14 protein-coding genes and 2 pseudogenes are annotated in these 17,431 nt (G+C 59.3%); 10 read left to right on the top strand and 6 right to left on the bottom strand.

From position 1 onward, the window contains the following. Window positions 1-71 precede the first annotated feature (71 nt). The 8 genes and pseudogenes from C7401_RS24865 to C7401_RS45975 form a co-directional block, all read left to right on the top strand. Window positions 72-920, top strand: coding sequence for a fumarylacetoacetate hydrolase family protein (locus C7401_RS24865; RefSeq protein WP_112174076.1), 849 nt, complete (start codon window positions 72-74; stop codon window positions 918-920). 61 nt (window positions 921-981) lie between these two features. Next, window positions 982-1,707, top strand: coding sequence for an enoyl-CoA hydratase/isomerase family protein (locus tag C7401_RS24860; protein ID WP_112174075.1), 726 nt, complete (start codon window positions 982-984; stop codon window positions 1,705-1,707). A 21-nt stretch (window positions 1,708-1,728) separates the two neighbouring features. Then, complete coding sequence (locus C7401_RS24855; protein WP_112174074.1) at window positions 1,729-3,348, top strand: class I adenylate-forming enzyme family protein; 1,620 nt, start codon at window positions 1,729-1,731, stop codon at window positions 3,346-3,348. Further along, window positions 3,341-4,972, top strand: coding sequence for a flavin-containing monooxygenase (locus C7401_RS24850; protein ID WP_112174073.1), 1,632 nt, complete (start codon window positions 3,341-3,343; stop codon window positions 4,970-4,972). The genes C7401_RS24855 and C7401_RS24850 overlap by 8 nt, the downstream gene beginning before the upstream one ends. Before the next feature lie 154 nt (window positions 4,973-5,126). After that, a complete protein-coding gene (locus C7401_RS24845; protein WP_181565678.1) occupies window positions 5,127-6,074 on the top strand; it encodes a LysR family transcriptional regulator in 948 nt (315 codons plus the stop codon). A gap of 282 nt (window positions 6,075-6,356) precedes the next feature. Next, on the top strand, window positions 6,357-7,538 hold the full coding sequence (locus C7401_RS24840; RefSeq protein ID WP_112174071.1) for an acyl-CoA dehydrogenase: 1,182 nt from the start codon (window positions 6,357-6,359) through the stop codon (window positions 7,536-7,538). 247 nt (window positions 7,539-7,785) lie between these two features. Next, the gene (locus C7401_RS24835; protein WP_112174070.1) at window positions 7,786-9,015 is read left to right on the top strand and encodes a chloride channel protein; all 1,230 of its coding nucleotides are present in this window, start codon (window positions 7,786-7,788) and stop codon (window positions 9,013-9,015) included. Window positions 9,016-9,052: 37 nt separating this feature from the next. Beyond that, window positions 9,053-9,178, top strand: a pseudogene (locus tag C7401_RS45975) (3-oxoadipyl-CoA thiolase); the annotation flags it as partial. Between the two features lie 48 nt (window positions 9,179-9,226). Here the strand turns inward: C7401_RS45975 and C7401_RS46120 are convergent. The 5 genes and pseudogenes from C7401_RS46120 to C7401_RS24815 all read right to left on the bottom strand — a co-directional run. Further along, a pseudogene (locus tag C7401_RS46120) lies at window positions 9,227-9,301 on the bottom strand (hypothetical protein); the annotation flags it as partial. 682 nt (window positions 9,302-9,983) lie between these two features. After that, window positions 9,984-10,274, bottom strand: a complete 291-nt coding sequence (locus C7401_RS44495) for a hypothetical protein (RefSeq protein WP_146757995.1) — start codon at window positions 10,272-10,274, stop codon at window positions 9,984-9,986. A 164-nt stretch (window positions 10,275-10,438) separates the two neighbouring features. Beyond that, on the bottom strand, window positions 10,439-11,146 hold the full coding sequence (locus C7401_RS24825; RefSeq protein WP_112174232.1) for a response regulator transcription factor: 708 nt from the start codon (window positions 11,144-11,146) through the stop codon (window positions 10,439-10,441). Between the two features lie 1,957 nt (window positions 11,147-13,103). Further along, window positions 13,104-13,361 carry a hypothetical protein gene (locus C7401_RS24820; protein ID WP_146757993.1) on the bottom strand — a complete coding sequence of 86 codons (258 nt, stop codon included), beginning with the start codon at window positions 13,359-13,361 and terminating at the stop codon, window positions 13,104-13,106. Between the two features lie 118 nt (window positions 13,362-13,479). Beyond that, the gene (locus C7401_RS24815; RefSeq protein ID WP_112174231.1) at window positions 13,480-14,142 is read right to left on the bottom strand and encodes a DUF3313 domain-containing protein; all 663 of its coding nucleotides are present in this window, start codon (window positions 14,140-14,142) and stop codon (window positions 13,480-13,482) included. Window positions 14,143-14,468: 326 nt separating this feature from the next. On the opposite strand from C7401_RS24815, the gene C7401_RS24810 reads away from it, so the two are divergent. Both C7401_RS24810 and C7401_RS24805 read left to right on the top strand, forming a co-directional pair. Further along, a complete protein-coding gene (locus C7401_RS24810; RefSeq protein ID WP_220092852.1) occupies window positions 14,469-15,050 on the top strand; it encodes a TetR/AcrR family transcriptional regulator in 582 nt (193 codons plus the stop codon). A 72-nt stretch (window positions 15,051-15,122) separates the two neighbouring features. Next, window positions 15,123-15,707, top strand: a complete 585-nt coding sequence (locus tag C7401_RS24805) for a TetR/AcrR family transcriptional regulator (RefSeq protein WP_112174067.1) — start codon at window positions 15,123-15,125, stop codon at window positions 15,705-15,707. A 71-nt stretch (window positions 15,708-15,778) separates the two neighbouring features. Here the strand turns inward: C7401_RS24805 and C7401_RS24800 are convergent, their stop codons facing one another. Continuing rightward, window positions 15,779-17,095 (bottom strand): paraquat-inducible protein A, encoded by a 1,317-nt coding sequence (locus C7401_RS24800; protein ID WP_112174230.1) that lies wholly within the window; start codon window positions 17,093-17,095, stop codon window positions 15,779-15,781. Between the last annotated feature and the right edge of the window lie 336 nt (window positions 17,096-17,431).

The raw sequence follows: 17,431 nt of genomic DNA, 5'->3' as shown, positions 1-17,431 counted from the left end.
GGCACGCGCGCGCCAGCCTGTCGGTGTGATAGACGGTTTGAAAATGAAGTAATAAGGATTACGAATACATCATGAAACTGGTCAGCTTCGAAATCGATGGCGTCGAGAGTTTTGGCGCAGTGGTCAAGAGCGGAGTTGTCGATCTGAAGCGTTTGTGCGACGACCGCTACCCCGATCTTCGCGCGGTGCTCGCGGCCGATGCGGTTGACGGGCTGGCCGCCATGCTGGAAGGCCGGCGAGCCGATTATCCGATCGAACGTGTGACGCTGCTTCCGGTGATCCCGAATCCGGGAAAGATCTGGTGTTGTGGCCTCAACTACTACGAGCACGTCGAGGAGTGCGGCGCAACGCCTGCCAATGCGCCGTTGTTTTTCCTGCGCACGCCGAGTTCGCAGGTGGCACACGATGCGCCGGTGCTGCGTCCGCACGAGTCGGAACAGTTCGACTTCGAGGGCGAACTAGCGGTAGTGATCGGCAAGCCCGGGCGACGCATCCCGGCCGCAGAGGCGCATCGTCATGTGGCGGGTTACGCCTGTTACAACGACGTTAGCGTGCGCGACTGGCAATTGCGAACCTCCCAGTGGGACGTGGGCAAGAACTTCTGGCGCACAGGCAGCTTCGGTCCGTGGCTCGTGACGGCCGACGAGATCGCTTTCGGGAGCGATCTCGCGCTCGTGACGAGGTTGAACTCAGAGGTGGTGCAGCGCTCTTCCACGCGCATGATGATCCACGACATCGCCGCGCAAATTGCGCATCTCTCAACGATTGCGCCGCTCGAAGCGGGCGACGTCATCGTGACTGGCACGCCGGGTGGCATTGGCGCCATGCGCAAGCCCGCGCTCTGGATGAAGGACGGCGACACGGTGGAAGTGGAGATCGAACGCGTGGGCGTTCTACGCAACACGGTTGCCGCGGACTGAGTTGTTGGGCGGAAAAGCGCAGTGTTCTGGATAAAAGTCCACCGTTCGAACAGGAATCTGAATGAGTGATGAAAGTGCAGATAACGTGGTCGTGTTCGCGGTGGAAGGGCGTGTGGCCACGATCACGCTGAACGTGCCGCAGCGCGGGAACGCCTTGTCGATTCCGTTGATGCACGGATTTCGCGCTGCGCTTCAGGCAGCACAACGCGACCCCAACGTGGCAGTGGTCCAGCTCCGTGCAAACGGCAGGCACTTCTGCACGGGTGCCGACCTTGGCTGGGCCGCAGCGCGGGCGGAGCGCGACGAGGTTCAATGGCGTGAGGGCAATGAAGCGCTGCTGGCGTTGCTCAGCGAACTCTACGGGTTGGCGAAGCCGGTGATAGCGCGGGTGCAAGGCACGGTGCTTGGCGCAGCGGTAGCGTTGCTGTGCTTGTGCGACGACGTGATTGCGTTGGGCGACGCGAGCTGGCGTCTGCCGGAACTGAAGCTCGGTCTGGTGCCGTCCGCGATCGTGCCCGTTCTGCGCCTGATTGTGGCGCCGCACGTGATTCGTCGTCTGCTTTACGACGAGGTGCCGTGGACCAGCGTAGACGCGCATGGCTTCGGGATCGTGACTCAACCTGCAACTGAGGCGAAGCTCGACGCATTTGTGCAGGCACGCATAGAAGCATGGCTTGCCTTGCCGGAGGCCGGTGTCGCGGCAACGAAGCGTTGGATGCGGGAACTCGACGTAGATGATTTTCACAGGGCGCTCGAACTTGGGCGCAAGTACGCGGCACCCTTCTGAATTCCGAACACGGGAATCGACATGCAAGAAGTTAAACCTGTCATGGACCGGATCGACGCGATCGTCGCGAGGCGTATGCAGCGCGGCCGCGAAATCCTCACGGAGCTGGAGGCGGCAAGCGGCCGGACGTACGCAGCGATGCTCCGCGAGCGCGCGCAGCGACGCCTGGCACGGCCCGCCGTCGTGTATCGAGGGCGCACGCTGACGTATGCGCAGTTACTGGATGCCGTTGATATTGCGCGCCAGACGCTGCGCGAGTGCGGTGTGCGCGAGCAGCAGGTCGTAGCGCTGCTGATGAATAACAGCGACCACTATCTGGTCTGGTATCTGGCGGTGCTGGGTATTGGCGCAGTGGCGGTGCCGTTGAACAATCGTCTGGTGGCTGGCGAGCTCGCATTCATTCTCGAGCACTCGCAAAGCATGCTGACGATTTCCGAACCGGCGTTCTCCACCGTGCTCGCCCAGGTTCGCGACGCGTATGGTCTCGCGATTCAGGACCTCGTTGTCGATATCGAAGCATCTGTAGCGGTGGCGGGCTCGCCGCAGTATCGGCAGGAGCCGGACCTCGATGCGAATGCGGCGGCGGCCATCTATTACACGTCGGGTACGACGGGTAAGCCCAAGGGGGTGGTGCATACCCATGCCTCGCTGTTCGCCGACGCACTGCAATCGCCGGCTGCGTGGGAGTATGACCACGACGACGCGCGACTGCTGGCCGTGACGCCGCTTTTCCATATCGCCGCCCATACCTGCTTTTTCCCGGTGCTGTTCACGGGCGGCACGCTCCATATCGATCAATACAGCACCGAGCGCACCATCGAACTGGTTCGCCGCGAGCGCGTCACGGCTATGTTCGCGGTGCCGTCGATCCTGATGCTGATGGTCGAGAAAGCGCGCACGCTCGGTGTCGTGCTCGACAGCGTGAAGACGCTCGATTTCGGTGCTGCGCCAATGACGATTGCGCGCCTCGGCGAAGTTCAGGCGCTGTTCCCGAACGCCTCGCTCGTTCATGGGATGGGGCAGACCGAGTCGGGCGGAACGCTCGTGACGCTGCCGGGCGAACTGGCCGTGGAACGTGCTGGATCCGTCGGCCTGCCGATGGCCGGGGTCGAAGTGGCGATCTTCGATCACGACGACCGCGAATTGCCGCGCGGCCAGGTGGGCGAGCTCGTGGCGCGCGGTCCGAACCTGATGCGCGGGTATCTGCGAGACGAGGCGGCTACGGCTGCCACGTTGCGCAATGGCTGGCTGCATACCGGCGACCTTGGCTATCAGAGCGGGGAGGGGCTGGTGACGCTGGTCGATCGCAAGAAGGACATGATTATTCGCGGCGGCGAGAACATTTATTCGAGCGAGGTGGAGCAGGTATTGCTCAAACACCCGCTCGTCAAGGCGGCAGCGGTTGTCGGCCAACCCGACACGCTATTTGGTGAGCAGGTGTGCGCGTTCCTGGCGACGGATCCCGAGCAGCCTCCGCCGAGCGTCGAGGCGCTGCTCTCACACTGCCGCTGCAGTCTTGCCGATTACAAGGTGCCTGTGACTTTCCGTTTCGTCGAGCAGATGCCGCTGACCTCGACAGGAAAGATCATGAAGGCTGAATTGCGTGCCATGTTGACTGCAACGGAGCAGAACCATGCTTGAACAAGTGACCACCCCCGATTTCGATGCAATTGTGATTGGCGCCGGCATCACCGGTATGTACCAGACGTGGCTTCTGGACAAGATGGGGCTGAAGGTGCAAAGCTATGAAGCTGGCTCCGATGTAGGCGGCACGTGGTACTGGAACAGGTATCCCGGCTGCCGTCTCGACACCGAGAGCTATGCTTACGGCTACTTCGCTCTCAACGGCATCATTCCGGACTGGCAGTGGAGCGAGCGCTTTGCCGGCCAGCCCGAGTTGCTGAAATACGCGCAATATGCGGCCGACAAGATGGATGTCCGTCGTCACTACGAATTCGAGGTACGTGTAAGCGCTGCGCATTTCGACGAGGCTCGGCGCTGCTGGATCCTGACGCTCGAAGATGGGCGCAGCGCGAGCTGCCGGTTCCTTCTTTCAGCGGTCGGTCCGCTTTCCGCAACACGCATGCCGCCGATTCCGGGCATTGAAACGTTTGAGGGACAGTCGTTCCATTCCTCGCGCTGGCCGCGCGCCGCCGCCGCGCGCCATACTGACTTCACAGGCAAGCGTGTGGGTGTGATCGGCACGGGCGCGACTGGCGTACAGATCATTCCCGTGGTTGCGAAGACTGCGCAGCAACTGCACGTGTTCCAGCGCACACCCAACTGGTGCGCTCCGCTCGGCAATCATCTGCTCGACCCTGAGCAGATCGGTAGACTGCGGGGCGATCCTGATGAATTTCTGAAGTTCATCAAGACGACCGAGACGGCGTTTCCGTATCAGCGTCATTCGAAGAAGGCCCATGAGGCCACTCATGAAGAACGTCAGGCGTTGTTCGAGTCGCTCTATGACATGCCCGGTTACGGCATCTGGCTTTCCGGCTATCGTGACCTGTTGACCAACAAGGAGTCGAACCGGTATCTGGCAGACTTCATCGCCGACAAGATCCGCTCGCGCGTCAACGACCCCGTGGTCGCCGAGCGGCTGATACCGAAGAACCACGCGTTCGGTACGCGTCGCGTTCCGATGGAGACCGGCTATTACGAGGTCTATAACCAGAGCAATGTCGAGCTTGTCGATATTGGCGAGTCGCCTATCGAGCGCATTACGCCTAAGGGCGTGTGGGTTGGTGGCAGGGAAATCGAACTCGACGTGCTGATTTTCGCCACCGGTTTTGATGGCGTGACCGGGGCGCTCGACCGCATCGACATCCGTGGCAAGGGCGGCAAACGTCTGACGGAAGTGTGGGCCGATGGGCCACAGACCTATCTGGGACTTCAGATCAGTGGATTCCCGAATTTTTTCACGCTCGTGGGAGCGCATAACGGCGCATCGTTCTGCAATATCGGTGTATGTGGTGCGCTTCAGGTCGAATGGGTCGCGCGGATGATTGAGCATATGCATCGCAATCGCCTGGAATATGCGGAGGCGGACCCGGACTATCAATCGGCATGGACCGAGCAGGTGTACCACGTCTATGCGAAGACTCTGCTTGCGGATAGCGATGCCTGGTGGGCCCGTGTTACGCAAAATCCAGACGGTTCCGTCACGAAGCGCGCGTTGATCTATGTGGGCAGCGCTCCCGACTACCGCGAACAATGCGAAAAATCGGCGGAAAACGGCTACGAAGGGTTCGTTTTGCGTTAATGCATTTCGGTGATTCCCGAATGGTCGGTCATACCTGATTACGACTAGGATCCCATGCTAGAGAGAAGTTTGTTCCAAGGGCGAGCCCGGACCGCACCGGGTAGCCCAGCGCCGTGGCAAGGGAGGCAGTATGCGGTCGAAACTTTCGCGGTACATGACCAATCTGGAGCATTTCGCCACAGTGGTGGAATACGGCAACATCAGCGCGGCGTCTTCCGTCCTCGGCATTACGCAGCCGGCTCTGACGCGCAGCATCATGCGGCTGGAAGAGGTACTGGGCACCCAGGTGCTGGTTCGCTCCGCGCGAGGTGTCAGTCCGACCGAGTGTGGCAAGGCTATGCTGGACTATATCCACGCGGCTGAATCCGAACTGAACAAGGCGCTTGCCATGGTCCAGGCGATCCGTGGCGAGAATGAGGGGCGGATTACTTGCGGGGCGGGATCGGTGTCGATGAATCATATTTTGCCCACTGCCGTGAGCCGGGCGAAACGAAAGCTCGGCGGGGTCCAACTCAATCTCGTGGAAGGGCGCACGCAGGAACTGCTATGCCGGCTCAAAAGCGGAGAACTGGACCTCGTGCTCGGCATCGAGCAAACGGAAGGCCAGTTCGCCGATTTGCGCAGCGAGCGCTTGCTCGATGAGCAGTTTCACTTCTGCGTGCGCGCGGGGCACCCGCTCGCGAGCCGCCCCGAATTGAACTTGAGCGACCTGGTATGCGGTGAACAACTGGTGATGCCGGTGTTGAGTTCGAGTCCAGTTGAGCGCGCACTCAATCTCGAGTTGAGCCGCCACGGGTGTGAACTTGGTGACAATCGGGTTGAGACGCTGTCGCACGCCGTCATGCGTCATCTGGTTTACGAAGATGATTATGTGGCGTTCTGTTCGTCGATCTGGTTCCGCGACGACATTCGCTCGGGGGCGCTGAAGGTGCTCAAGGGCGACTGGGCATTTCCTCAGTTCGGCACCTTGCTGTTTCGTCGGAGCGGAGATGTGACAACGCCATGGTTGTCGTATTTTATCAATGAAATCAGGGGCGCCGCGATTGAACTGCGTAGCGGCGCTGAGGCGGCCGTCCCGCGGACGTCGAACCTGGCATCCTGACACCTTCCCCAGGGGGAATACACATGAATGTGCCGAACACGTTGAATCTTGATAATTACGTAGTTATCCGAAGTGTGGTTGTTCATGGAATTCTAGCCGGAGACAGCGACCTGCTATCGGCGTCACGGGAACTCCAGGATGGACGGTCGAACGTCTGGTCGTGTGCAGCGCAGGCGAGAAGCACCCCTGTGCCGGGCGGCACGTTCTCCAGATGCTACGCCGTCCTCTGAGGCGATGCGATCGAATCTGCTTTTTAAACCATTTCGAACGGGAGATAGCTTCATGAACGGCAATCGCACGTCCTTTGTCTGGGACGATCCTTTCCTGCTCGACCAGCAACTCATTGACGACGAGCGCCAGATTCGCGATGCCGCGCACGCGTACTGCCAGGACAAGCTGGCGCCACGTGTGCTAAAGGCGTTCCGCCACGAGAACACCGACGCCACGATCTTTCGCGAGATGGGCGAGCTCGGCCTGCTCGGCGCGACGATTCCCGAGACGTATGGCGGCGCGGGCCTGAACTACGTGAGCTATGGACTCATCTCGCGTGAAGTGGAGGCAGTCGACTCCGGCTACCGGTCGATGATGAGTGTGCAGAGTTCGCTCGTGATGGTGCCGATCACCGAGTTTGGCAACGAGGCTACGCGGCAAAAATATCTGCCGAAGCTGGCAACAGGCGAGTACATAGGTTGCTTCGGATTGACCGAGCCTAATCACGGCTCTGACCCGGGCAGCATGATCACGCGTGCAAGGAAGGTTCCGGGTGGCTTCAGACTGACGGGCAGCAAGATGTGGATCACAAACAGCCCGATAGCCGACGTGTTTGTGGTGTGGGCCAAAGACGACGAAGAGCAGATTCGCGGTTTTGTGCTCGAGAAAGGCTGGAAGGGCCTATCGGCACCGGCGATTCACGGCAAGGTCGGGCTGCGCGCGAGCATCACCGGTGAAATCGTGATGGACGAGGTGTTCTGTCCAGAAGAAAACGCTTTCCCGGAGGTGCGCGGCCTCAAAGGGCCGTTCACGTGCCTGAACTCGGCGCGCTACGGCATTGCGTGGGGCGCACTGGGTGCCGCTGAAGACTGCTTCCACCGTACGCGGCAATATGTGCTGGATCGCAAGCAATTCGGCAAGCCGCTGGCCGCGAACCAACTGGTGCAAAAGAAGCTCGCTGACATGTTGACGGACATCGCGCTCGGGTTGCAGGCCTGTCTTCGACTCGGCCGCATGAAGGATGAGGGGCCGGCCGCCGTGGAGCTGACTTCGATTATCAAGCGCAACAGCTGTGGCAAGGCGCTCGATATAGCGCGTACGGCGCGCGACATGCTGGGCGGAAACGGCATCAGCGACGAGTTCGGCGTTGCGCGCCATCTCGTCAACCTGGAGGTCGTCAACACCTACGAGGGCACGCACGATATTCATGCTCTGATTCTCGGCCGGGCGATCACGGGACTGGCGGCGTTCTGAATCGTGGCCACGGATGCGCCCATGCATTTCCCGCGCCTCGATGAACGTGCGTGATGGAAGTCGACAAGCCACGGCTCGACAACGGCGCAGTCGACGCTCGATGTGTCGTGTCCGCCGACTCCGGCCGTTGGCACCGTGCATCACGAGGGCTTGCATTGCTGCGTTCCCGGAATTTCATTGTTTCTCCATAAATTGCACGATCATGCTTCAACTTGAATCCACAGTAGTCCGCAGTCGGTCAGGGTAGATGTCCGCCAATGTCCGACTCGGTGCGGTGACCCTCCTGACGGGCGTGGGCGCGGGTTTGAGCGGCATGTGCCTCGCCTTGCTGCTGCATGCGATCCAGCATCTGGCCTATGGCTATAGCCTGAGCCAGCTGATGAGCCATGAGAGCTTTCTTGCAGGCGTCAGCGCGGCATCGGGTGGTCGCCGTGTACTGGCCATGCTGCTGTGTGGATTGGTAGCGGGTGCCGGTTGGTTTGCGCTCTACCGGTACGGGCAGCCGCTATTGAGTATCAAGCAGGCAGTCGGGCGGAATGGTGTGCGTATGCCGGTATGCTCCACTCTCTGCCATGCGCTGCTCCAGATCATCACCGTGGCGCTGGGTTCTCCGCTTGGACGTGAAGTGGCACCACGCGAGGTAGGCTCGTTGCTCGCGGGATGGCTCGGGCATTACGCTGAACTCGAGCCCGCCGAATGCAAAGTGCTGGTGGCTTGCGGCGCGGGGGCTGGTCTTGCGGCGGTGTATAACGTCCCGCTCGGCGGCGCGGTGTTCGTGCTAGAGCTGCTGCTCGTTTCTTTCAGCCCTTTGGCCGTGGGGCTGGCATTTGCGACGTCGAGCATCGCGGCGTTGGTGGCCTCGATCGGTCTTGGCAATGAATCGCAATACGTGGTGCCCGAGTTGCCGCTCAGCGCGAGTCTGGTGATGTGGGCGGCCGTTTGCGGTCCGCTGTTCGGCGTGGCGGCGTGGACCTACGTGTGGCTCACCACGAAAGCCCGCGCGGCCGCGCCGCGGCGCAGCTGGAAGCTGCCGCTTTTCAGCGTGCTCAATTTCGGTGTCGTCGGAATATGTGCCGTCGCGCTGCCGCAACTGCTCGGCAACGGCAAGGGGCCCGCGCAACTCAGCTTCAGTGCGGATTTGACCGTGGAACCCGCGCTGGTATTGTTTGCGCTGAAAGTGCTGTTCACGGTGAGCAGTCTGCGCGCCGGTGCAGAGGGCGGTCTCCTGACACCCGGCCCGACCAATGGCGCGTTGATGGCCATCGCGCTGAACGGCATCTGGTCGATCTTCTGGCCCGGTGCTTCGGCGGGCGCCTGTGCGATCGTCGGCGCGACGGCTTTTCTTGCCTCGTCGATGAGCATGCCGCTCACTGCTATCGTGCTCATGCTCGAATTTACGCACGTCGGCCACGACATGCTGATTCCGATCGTATTGGCCGTGGCCGGATCGCTCTGCGCGAACCGGGTCTGCGCGTAAATCGCCACGCAGCGGGCGCGAGATGAGGAACGCTTAGATCCGTGACGCCATCCGCAGGCCGAACGGCCGCTACGGCGGTGCGCTCTCGAGCATCCGCACTGATGACCTCATTGCGTTGCCTCTCAGGGCACTGATCGAATGCTATCCGGGCGCTGACATTGCGCCTCACTATGAAGCGGTAAGGAGCGATCGCGGCCATTACGGCGCCACTGAAGGCAAAGGGAAGAATCCGGTCCCACTTACCGGTCGCATCGAGAAAGCTGAGAAGCTTCTCCAGACGAGTCATGCCGGACAGCGCGAGTTGTGATGCAAATAAAATCGTCAATTCGGAGAGAAGAATCCAAACACTACAAATTCCGAAGTGACAACTTTGCTTTCTTCTACGGATACGAGAGATTCGCGTTCGGTTCTGCGAGAGACTCGGGGTGCAACTCCCCGGGTCTACTCACCTCCGGATAGCTCCATTGCGATTCGATATCTGGCAAAGCTTCGGAGCGACGGTCGACCTGAAAGTCGCCGAAGCCCACTTGAAGGCGCCGATGGGTCGCCCGAGTGGGCGAGCCGTCCGTGGGGCGCTGGATACCTAGGTCCGGATTGCGCGCTGCCGGTCTCCAGGGCGAAAGCATTGGTTGCTCTGCACCTGCTCAAGCGCGGTGCATATGTCGTGTACCATTCCAACAGACGGCTTTTGGGGTTCGATGCACGCGAAGGACTGGCTATAAATTGACATTAGAGGCCGACTGTCAAAACCCCCTCAGCTGTCACGCACCGCATCGACCGGGCAGGATTTGCGACTAACGGTCTGACGCGATTTTCCCCAGCAAACGGCAAAGTCCGCACAATCCCTGTCTCCGGGCCGGGTGGGGCAGCGCCCACGGAGGTTGCCGAAAAGCTTCGCGAGCGCTCGCGGATCTCCGAGCACCGTGCGGCAGTATCGGGATGTTTCGCCCCCAACGCTGGTTCCAGTCTCAACCTACGACGGCTTCATTCACGATGCGGCACTTGTCGATGACAGGGTTCAAAACGAGAGGTGCCGGGGATTCTTCAAAGGCAATCAAAACATTCGTAATCCTATGTAATTGGGCCGCGAGACTCCTCTTGGCTTCCGAGCCAGCACCCGCATCAGGAGCGAGATAAGAAGGATTATCACAATAGCGATGTTCTGTGTGGATTTCTGGAGAAAACTTCAGCTGCTCACGCAGAAAAAATTTGTGGCTAGACAGGCCGTTGCGATTGATCGTGAAAGACAGGTCCGTCACATCTCGTGTGCGAAGGAAAGCTTGCCGGGCATCTGCGTGCCAAGGCCGCTATTGCCGACGAGGGCCGCAGTTCCGATGCCTGTGTTTTATGCTCAGGGTACGGCGCATCCAATTCGGACAGAAGATGCGTTGACACGATCGACTCTGCAGGATCTGCCGCGCATTCATGACGAGCCCATCGCGGGTGGATCAAGCTTATCGAGGCGATAGCCGTAGCCGTAAATCGGGACGATACAATAGCCGTTCTCTGGCCGAAGGTCGAGTTTGACTCGTACGGTGGAAATGTGTGTATCGAGCGTACGGGTGGGAATGTCAGTCAGCTGCTTCCAGACCGCCGCGCGGATTTGAGCTCGCGATAGCGGTCGCGCAAGATTGCGAAAGAGTAGAAGTGAGAGCTGGAACTCCTTCCGGGTAACAGGTAAGCATGTGCCGTGGCGAAAAAGCTTACCCTCCTGAATATCGAACAGGTACTCACCAAACTGATACGACGTCGCCGCTGCTTCCTGCCGGCAAGTCCGGCGCAAAAGCGAAGTGACGCGCGCGAGCAGCTGGGGGGCGGCGATCGGTTTGATGACGTAGTCATCGGCGCCGGCGTTCAGCGCATAGAAAGCGTCCGGCGCGCGCGTGCGGCTTGTCATGAAAAGCACAGGGAGATTCGAGTCGACGTTATTGCGGATCCAGGCAAGCGCAGCATCACCCGGAATGTCAACGATGTTCCAGTCGAGCATCACGAGGTCGAAAGCTTCCCGCTGCATCCGGTGAATCAGCGCGCGGCCCTCGGCAAATACATGGCAGTCGTGGCCGGCGGCGGTCAGCGCTTCGTAGACGAATTGCGACTGGCCAGCGTCATAATCGAGAACCGCGATACGCATAGTGATCAAATCCCGGATCGTAGGGCGTAGGCCGCACCTTTATTTGGCAGCCGATTCGTACTGACTGAGCGCCGGCGAATTCTCACTGCACTTCTGACCGATGCACGTGCCATCGACTTTGCGGTGCGTGCGGCTGCAAGGACATCCGCGATTGAGACGGCGTTCATCGGCGGGCGCCATACATTCGTTGCGATTGAAGGCGTACTTTTGGTCCCGCGGAACGGGGCACCGATCCACCATGCAGCATCGTGGCTCCCAGTTGCGACTCAGGCTTTTGGCCGATGTGCAGACGCCGTTTGTCCGGAACACGATACAGCGCCGAGACTTCGACGCGGGAGCGCAGGCGTGAACTTTTCATTATGGCGGGAATGTCACAGGGATAAAGAAGGATTAGCTGAAACGAGGGTAGGGAAATCCTGAAAAAGAACGGCGTCGGTGCGCTTGCAACTGACAGTGATCACACATGCGGATGGAGGGCGGAAATAAGTCAGCGTCAACGGCACATGTGTCCCGTAGCTCGTACAGGCGATCATTGATATGAAACGGTATCTGATTTTTTGAGAATCCCGTCCGGTCCAAAAAGAAAACTGATCGTGGTTCTGCGTACATTTGTCGTTGCATACGGTCCGAAATTTGACATCACCCTGTCCCAAAATGGCGGTTTTCCCGTGAAGGCGTAAACCAGAAACGTTGATCCGTCAGGTAGGGTGGTTGTTGACGATGGGGTTCCCAGCTTCCAGATTACGTATTGCTGAGTTGTCGCGCCGAGTGTGAATTCTGACGCGCTCTCTGGTTTGATTTCATTTTCGGTCACAGTCTCAGCACACCCTGCCAGCATGCACGTGAACGCGATTGACAGGGTCAGGCTGGCTCGCAGGCTTCTCATTACTTACCTCCAAATAACTTCGCAAGCGGCTTTTTTGCTTGTGCAAACCGGATTCGAAACAACCAGGAACAAATAGCGCTTAGTGTCTTGTCTTGCATCGACCATGTTTCCCTTCACCAGACAAGGCTATCGGGCTTGTGTGTGCATCAACGCGAGATGTCGGCGAACCTGTCGAGTGCATTGCGCGGGCATCGCTTTCAGGAAGTGTTACAAGCGCAAGGGCAAAATAGGAGAGACCTGCAATCAGTCCTGCGATTGCGCCTACGAAAACGTCAAAGGATTCCGCACGTCGCAAGAGGTAAATAGATGCCGCTATCAGCGATAGAAATGCGACGGCTACCGCTAGTATCCCGATCGTCGACGCACTCGACGAAAACAGGTCGAGAATCGCGCCGACCTCTTGACCGATGATGTATGCCATCTCTCTGCGTTTGTCTTTGCGGTAGGAATCTGGCCGCACAGTGATGGAAAATGCACTCAGCTTCTTTGCGTTAGAGTCCCGATCATCGCAGATCGACGGAAATATTTAATACCGACAGAATTCTCGGGTTGATATTCAGAGTGATTCAATGAAGCCTGATTCTTATCTACGTCGATATTGCTGGTGGATGGGAATCCTTCAGTGAGTCCTGGCACTTCGCCTGAAAATACCATCGTGGTAACGAGCACACAGAAGAGGGCCGTGAGTACCGGGATTGTGCAAACCAGTAGGCGGCGGGAAATCCGCGCGGTGCCGGGTTGGAGTTCGGAGGAAGAATTCATCGTGAAAATTACCCGCATGGATAGCGTCGTCGAACTGGGCCTAACTGCATGCCTTCACATCAACTGGCCTTCAAGACGAGGAGCCCAGCAGACGCAGATTTGTCTTCAGTGCGGTTGAATCAAAGTTGGCCAACTATTAGCCGATATATGCGGAGCACCATCCGCCATAGTTTGTCTGCCACCCACCTGAGCCAGCAACGTATAACCTGCCAGCTCATTTTCTGGCCTGGCGATGCGGCCGCGGTGCCTTCCCGGATACGGAGAGGTAGAGAATAAAAATGCGTGAGCGTTGGAGATTTACTGGTTGAGTCATTGTTCTTGTGCTTGCTGCGCAACGGCCGTTTGATGTGTGGTTACATCGTGCGCTTCAGGATAGAAGTCAATGAAGACCACGATGTAAATCAGGCCGGCGAACAGTCCGGCCCACGCCCCCCAAATGTCGCGTGCTTCGGCACCGGCAAGGAAATGAAGCGGAATGCCAACCAGCAGATAAGCGACAACGAACACCAGCGCCACCATAACGGGCAAAGGGAGGGGCACTGTGAAGAGGGATGCGATTCCAGACATTGAACGCTCCGTCAGCCGACCTGTTGACCTGCGAAATTGAATGCCCTGCACGGGGGGCTTTGCGCGCGCAGTAGCTCACACGCGAATGATCCGCCTTGCGCGCGATGAGTGTCCTTGCTTAGCGGAGCTGAGCGACCAGCGCGTCGGCGCCCTTGTCGATCCCTGCTTTCGCGGCACCGAGTGAGCCAAAGCTCGCGACCAGGTTCATGGCGTTTGGATACTGCCTCGTTACATACGCGTTCAAAAGCTTGTTGTTCGACGCGTCATAAATCTCGACTGCGTACGAAACGGAGCCGCCAAACATCGCCTTACCGCCGCGAACGGCCTGCACACCGTTATAGACGTTTCCGCCGATGTCGAAATGTGTGAACTGACCAACGACGGGTGTCGTGGTCTCGGCACCCGTGAGGATCAGCTTGATGCGGAGCGTGCCCGGGCCGGGCTGCGTAGTCGAGGCAAATCTCGTCACGAGTTTCTGTGTGAAAGACTTCTGGAGGTAAGTGGCCAGCGTTGCCCTGTCGTCATTGCTCATCTCGCCGAACTGGCTGTCAGCACCGTTATAGACCGTGGCCGTGTCGACGATTACCCTGGAGTAGCCTTGCCAGTTCACCGTCGTCGAGTAGTTATACGGAATGTGTCCCGTATCGTCGTGGGCATTCGCCTTCAGGTACGAAGACGACGGGATGCCGGAATAGGCGACGGGTTGAACGCCGGCACAACCTGCCAGCGAGAGAACCGACAGCGCGAACAGCAGGTGGCGAACATTTTTGGTGTTTGTCATTTTGGGTCCGATGAGAGATGGCACGGTGGCAATGGAAACAGTGAGCGTCATGAACAAAGGCGTCTGGACGGTTTGATCTACAGGACTCCAGGAAATCTCGGCTGTCCTCGCTCATAAAAAGCCGTCCAGACGGTTTTTGTTCTATGCAAGGTGAACGACTGGAGCGCAGTCTAGCACGAGAAACAGAGAATACGAAACGTCTGGACGGTTTTTTTAGGGGGCCGTATACTCCCGGTCCAGGATGCCGATATTGTGCAAGTGGGCTACTGGAAGCAGGGCACGTTCGATCGCGCCATTCCAGCCCTCCATAACTTTTGGGACAGACTTTGGCCAGGCAAGAGCGTTCAGAACAGACCCGCAAAGCGATTATCGAGGCGGCGTTGACCGTCCTCGCCCGGGATGGGACGGCGAGGCTGACATTCGAGGCTGTCGCGCGGGAATCAGGCCTGAGCAAGGGGGCCGTCACCCATCACTTTCGCTCGAAGGCTGATCTGTTCAAGGGCGTACTCGAATATCGCAACGACAGTTTCGAGCAGTTCCGGCGCAACTATCTGCATTCGCGTTCCAAGGATGCACCAGAGCAAATGCTGTCACTCGAGATTGCGTCATTGCGCCAGATGGTGGACGAGAACCGCTCACCTGCGCGGGCAGTCCTTTCAATCCTCGTGGATGACCCGAGCCCTATGGCGTTTATCCGGGAACGATTCGCCGGGCACGTCCGGCAGATCAGGGAAGAGGCCGCCGATCCTGAACTCGCGCTGTTGCGCTGGGAGGCGGCATGGGGCCTCGCACTGTATGCGCTGTTCGGCCTTTCCCCCTTGTCGGACAAAGAGCGCGCCCATCTGTTTGACCGACTGCTTGACGGTGGCGCATGGACGCAGTTCATCAAGGTACCGGACGGCAACTGATACTGCGACAGCCGATGAGGTCCCAAAAGGGAAATTGCAACTGACACCAGACATTCCAATGAGCCGCCAATAATGGATAACGCGACCCGCTCAGAACGTTCCCGAAACACGGCCCTCAAAGCCGCTCTGACCATCCTTTCGAGGGATGGCCTCAACGCACTTACCTTCGACGCACTGGCCCGCGAGAGCGGCATCAGCAAGGGGGGGCTTCTCCATCAGTTCGGCACAAAGGACGGAATCCTGCTGGCATTGCTGGAGTTCCAGAGGCGGTCCCTTGAAGAGTTCGCAGTGGGCTACGTGAATTCCTGCGATGTTTCGGTAAAGGAGCCGGTGCTGCTCGCGCAGATTGCCGTGATGCGTGAAACTGCCCGCCAACCAGATTCTGCCAATCGTGCCGTACTGGCTGCATTGGTCCAGGCACCGGAACTCCTGGAAACCATTCGGGGCGCACACGCTGCTGATCTTGCCGAGGTTCGCAAGGAATCACCCGATGGCGATATCGCGGTGCTGCGTTGGGCGGCAGCAGTTGGCATGGCCTTTACCGGGTTGATGGGACTGTCACCGCTGTCGTCGGAAGAGCGCGAACGGCTTTTCGAACGCCTGCTCGATGAGCCGTCGTGGACGAGTCGAAGTGCCCCTGAGGCGCCGTCAGCCTAGGGTAGTGCGCGGTGCGGGCCCGGTGTTTGTCGCCATCGGCATCGGACTGGCAGGGCCGAAAATTGGGGCAGTCACGAGTGTGGGCCGGCATGAGCGTCCCAGATCAACCGTGGATCGAACTGCATTGTGGCTGTCATCGTCAACAGGACCACGGCTGCAAAGGCGACCGCGCCCCAGCCCGACGTCGCAGAAGCGACAGACCTGAAATTGACGAGCGCGATCGTAAGCGCAATGACAAAAATATCGAGCATTGACCAGCGGCCGAGCCGCTCAACGACCCGGAACAACTTCGTACCCACCAACGGTTGGCCGCGCGACGCACCACCCGCTGTCCAGGCGAGGAACGCGAGCGCGACGAGCTTGAGTAGCGGGAAAGCGAAGCTCGCGACGAAGACAATCGTCGCAATTGCCCAGTCCCCACTGCGCCAGAAATGAACAATGCCGCTGATGATGCTGTCGTCCTTCGAGCCAAGCATTGTCACGGTATGAAGAACAGGCAACAGGTTTGCAGGCAGATACATGATTGCGGCGGCGACCAGTAAAGCCTGGGTGCGCATGAGACTGTCCGGTTTCCTGGGATGCATCCTGGCTCCGCAACGGGCGCATTGCTGCGCAGCCGCGCGCGCTTGCGGGGCGGAGGGCATGCCGCGACTGGACTCATGGGACTCCCGACGGGCAACACTGTCGCAGGTCCTGCACGCAACAAGCCCCAGGTCCATCGCGGACGCTGGGGCCAAGGCGGACACGGTCGTGGGCGGCCCCGGCAGGTCATCGTGCGCGCGCGCATCCCGTGTCTCGCGGATGTGCCAGAGGGCCCGCGGCTCGAATGCCATGACGACTGCGAGCATGAACGGCAGCGTGCAAAGCGCGAAGAGGGCGGTCTCCGGGGTGACGTATGCACGGCTGGCAAGTTTCGTTGCAGTAACAACGACCCCGAGGAACAGGACTTCGATCATGACCCACGGCCGCACGAACTGCAGCACACGCAGTACCGCTGAAAACGCGGGAGGAACCACGCCAAGGCGCACAGGTGCGGTAACGTAGAGAACCGCGGCAAGATCGAGAAACGGAATCACGATGGTCAGGCAGGCGACTAGGACAGCGAGTGGCCACATGCCTTGAAGCCAGAGTGCGCAAACGGTCCCTGTCAGGGTAGTGGCCGATGTGATTCCACCCATCTCCAGCTCGACGACTGGATATGCCTGTGCGATGAAGAAAGTAATCATTGCTGCGAGCGCCAGCGCCAGGACGCGATCGAGCCGCGCCATGTCTGTGCTGGCGATGCTCGCCCCGCAGCGGGGGCAGTGCATTCCCGTCTGCCCGGTCCGAAGTGGTCGCGACAGCAGCAGATCACAATCGGGACAGGCGATGAGGTTCCGGATTTCCATGGTTTTCAGATCGCTCGCCCCGTCAGGCTTCAGACGTGTCCGTCGCATTGCTCAACCCCGTCCGCACGGATGCGAGTTCTGCCTCCAGTGCAGCAATCTCGTTCCACTGCTTGAGCACAGCCCCCCGCAGGACTCTGAGTTCGCGATGAACGGCCGCCAGTGCGAAGCGTGCACAAGGTTGCGGACACGATTCGCACCCAGCGTCGGACGGGCTGTCTCGACAGATCCTGTTGTTTGATAGTTCGCCAGTGAGTCGGGTTGTCGCAAGGAACACGTTGACCTCTCCTGCCTGATTGCCACTTCAAGGTAAATAACGCATGACGAGCTGACGAGTCA

Source organism: Paraburkholderia unamae (assembly GCF_003268775.1).
GTDB classification, from domain to species: domain Bacteria; phylum Pseudomonadota; class Gammaproteobacteria; order Burkholderiales; family Burkholderiaceae; genus Paraburkholderia; species Paraburkholderia unamae.
The sequence above is the reverse complement of the archived record's forward strand: the minus strand, read 5'-3'. Positions and strand labels throughout refer to the sequence as shown.

Excerpts from the sequence above, each read along its gene's own strand:
- C7401_RS24865 (WP_112174076.1), top strand. The coding sequence starts at position 72 with ATGAAACTGGTCAGCTTCGAAATCGATGGCGTCGAGAGTTTTGGCGCA.
- C7401_RS24860 (WP_112174075.1), top strand. The coding sequence starts at position 982 with ATGAGTGATGAAAGTGCAGATAACGTGGTCGTGTTCGCGGTGGAAGGG.
- C7401_RS24855 (WP_112174074.1), top strand. The coding sequence starts at position 1,729 with ATGCAAGAAGTTAAACCTGTCATGGACCGGATCGACGCGATCGTCGCG.
- C7401_RS24850 (WP_112174073.1), top strand. The coding sequence starts at position 3,341 with ATGCTTGAACAAGTGACCACCCCCGATTTCGATGCAATTGTGATTGGC.
- C7401_RS24845 (WP_181565678.1), top strand. The coding sequence starts at position 5,127 with ATGACCAATCTGGAGCATTTCGCCACAGTGGTGGAATACGGCAACATC.
- C7401_RS24840 (WP_112174071.1), top strand. The coding sequence starts at position 6,357 with ATGAACGGCAATCGCACGTCCTTTGTCTGGGACGATCCTTTCCTGCTC.
- C7401_RS24835 (WP_112174070.1), top strand. The coding sequence starts at position 7,786 with ATGTCCGCCAATGTCCGACTCGGTGCGGTGACCCTCCTGACGGGCGTG.
- C7401_RS24825 (WP_112174232.1), bottom strand. The coding sequence starts at position 11,146 with ATGCGTATCGCGGTTCTCGATTATGACGCTGGCCAGTCGCAATTCGTC.
- C7401_RS24820 (WP_146757993.1), bottom strand. The coding sequence starts at position 13,361 with ATGTCTGGAATCGCATCCCTCTTCACAGTGCCCCTCCCTTTGCCCGTT.
- C7401_RS24815 (WP_112174231.1), bottom strand. The coding sequence starts at position 14,142 with ATGACAAACACCAAAAATGTTCGCCACCTGCTGTTCGCGCTGTCGGTT.
- C7401_RS24805 (WP_112174067.1), top strand. The coding sequence starts at position 15,123 with ATGGATAACGCGACCCGCTCAGAACGTTCCCGAAACACGGCCCTCAAA.
- C7401_RS24800 (WP_112174230.1), bottom strand. The coding sequence starts at position 17,095 with ATGGAAATCCGGAACCTCATCGCCTGTCCCGATTGTGATCTGCTGCTG.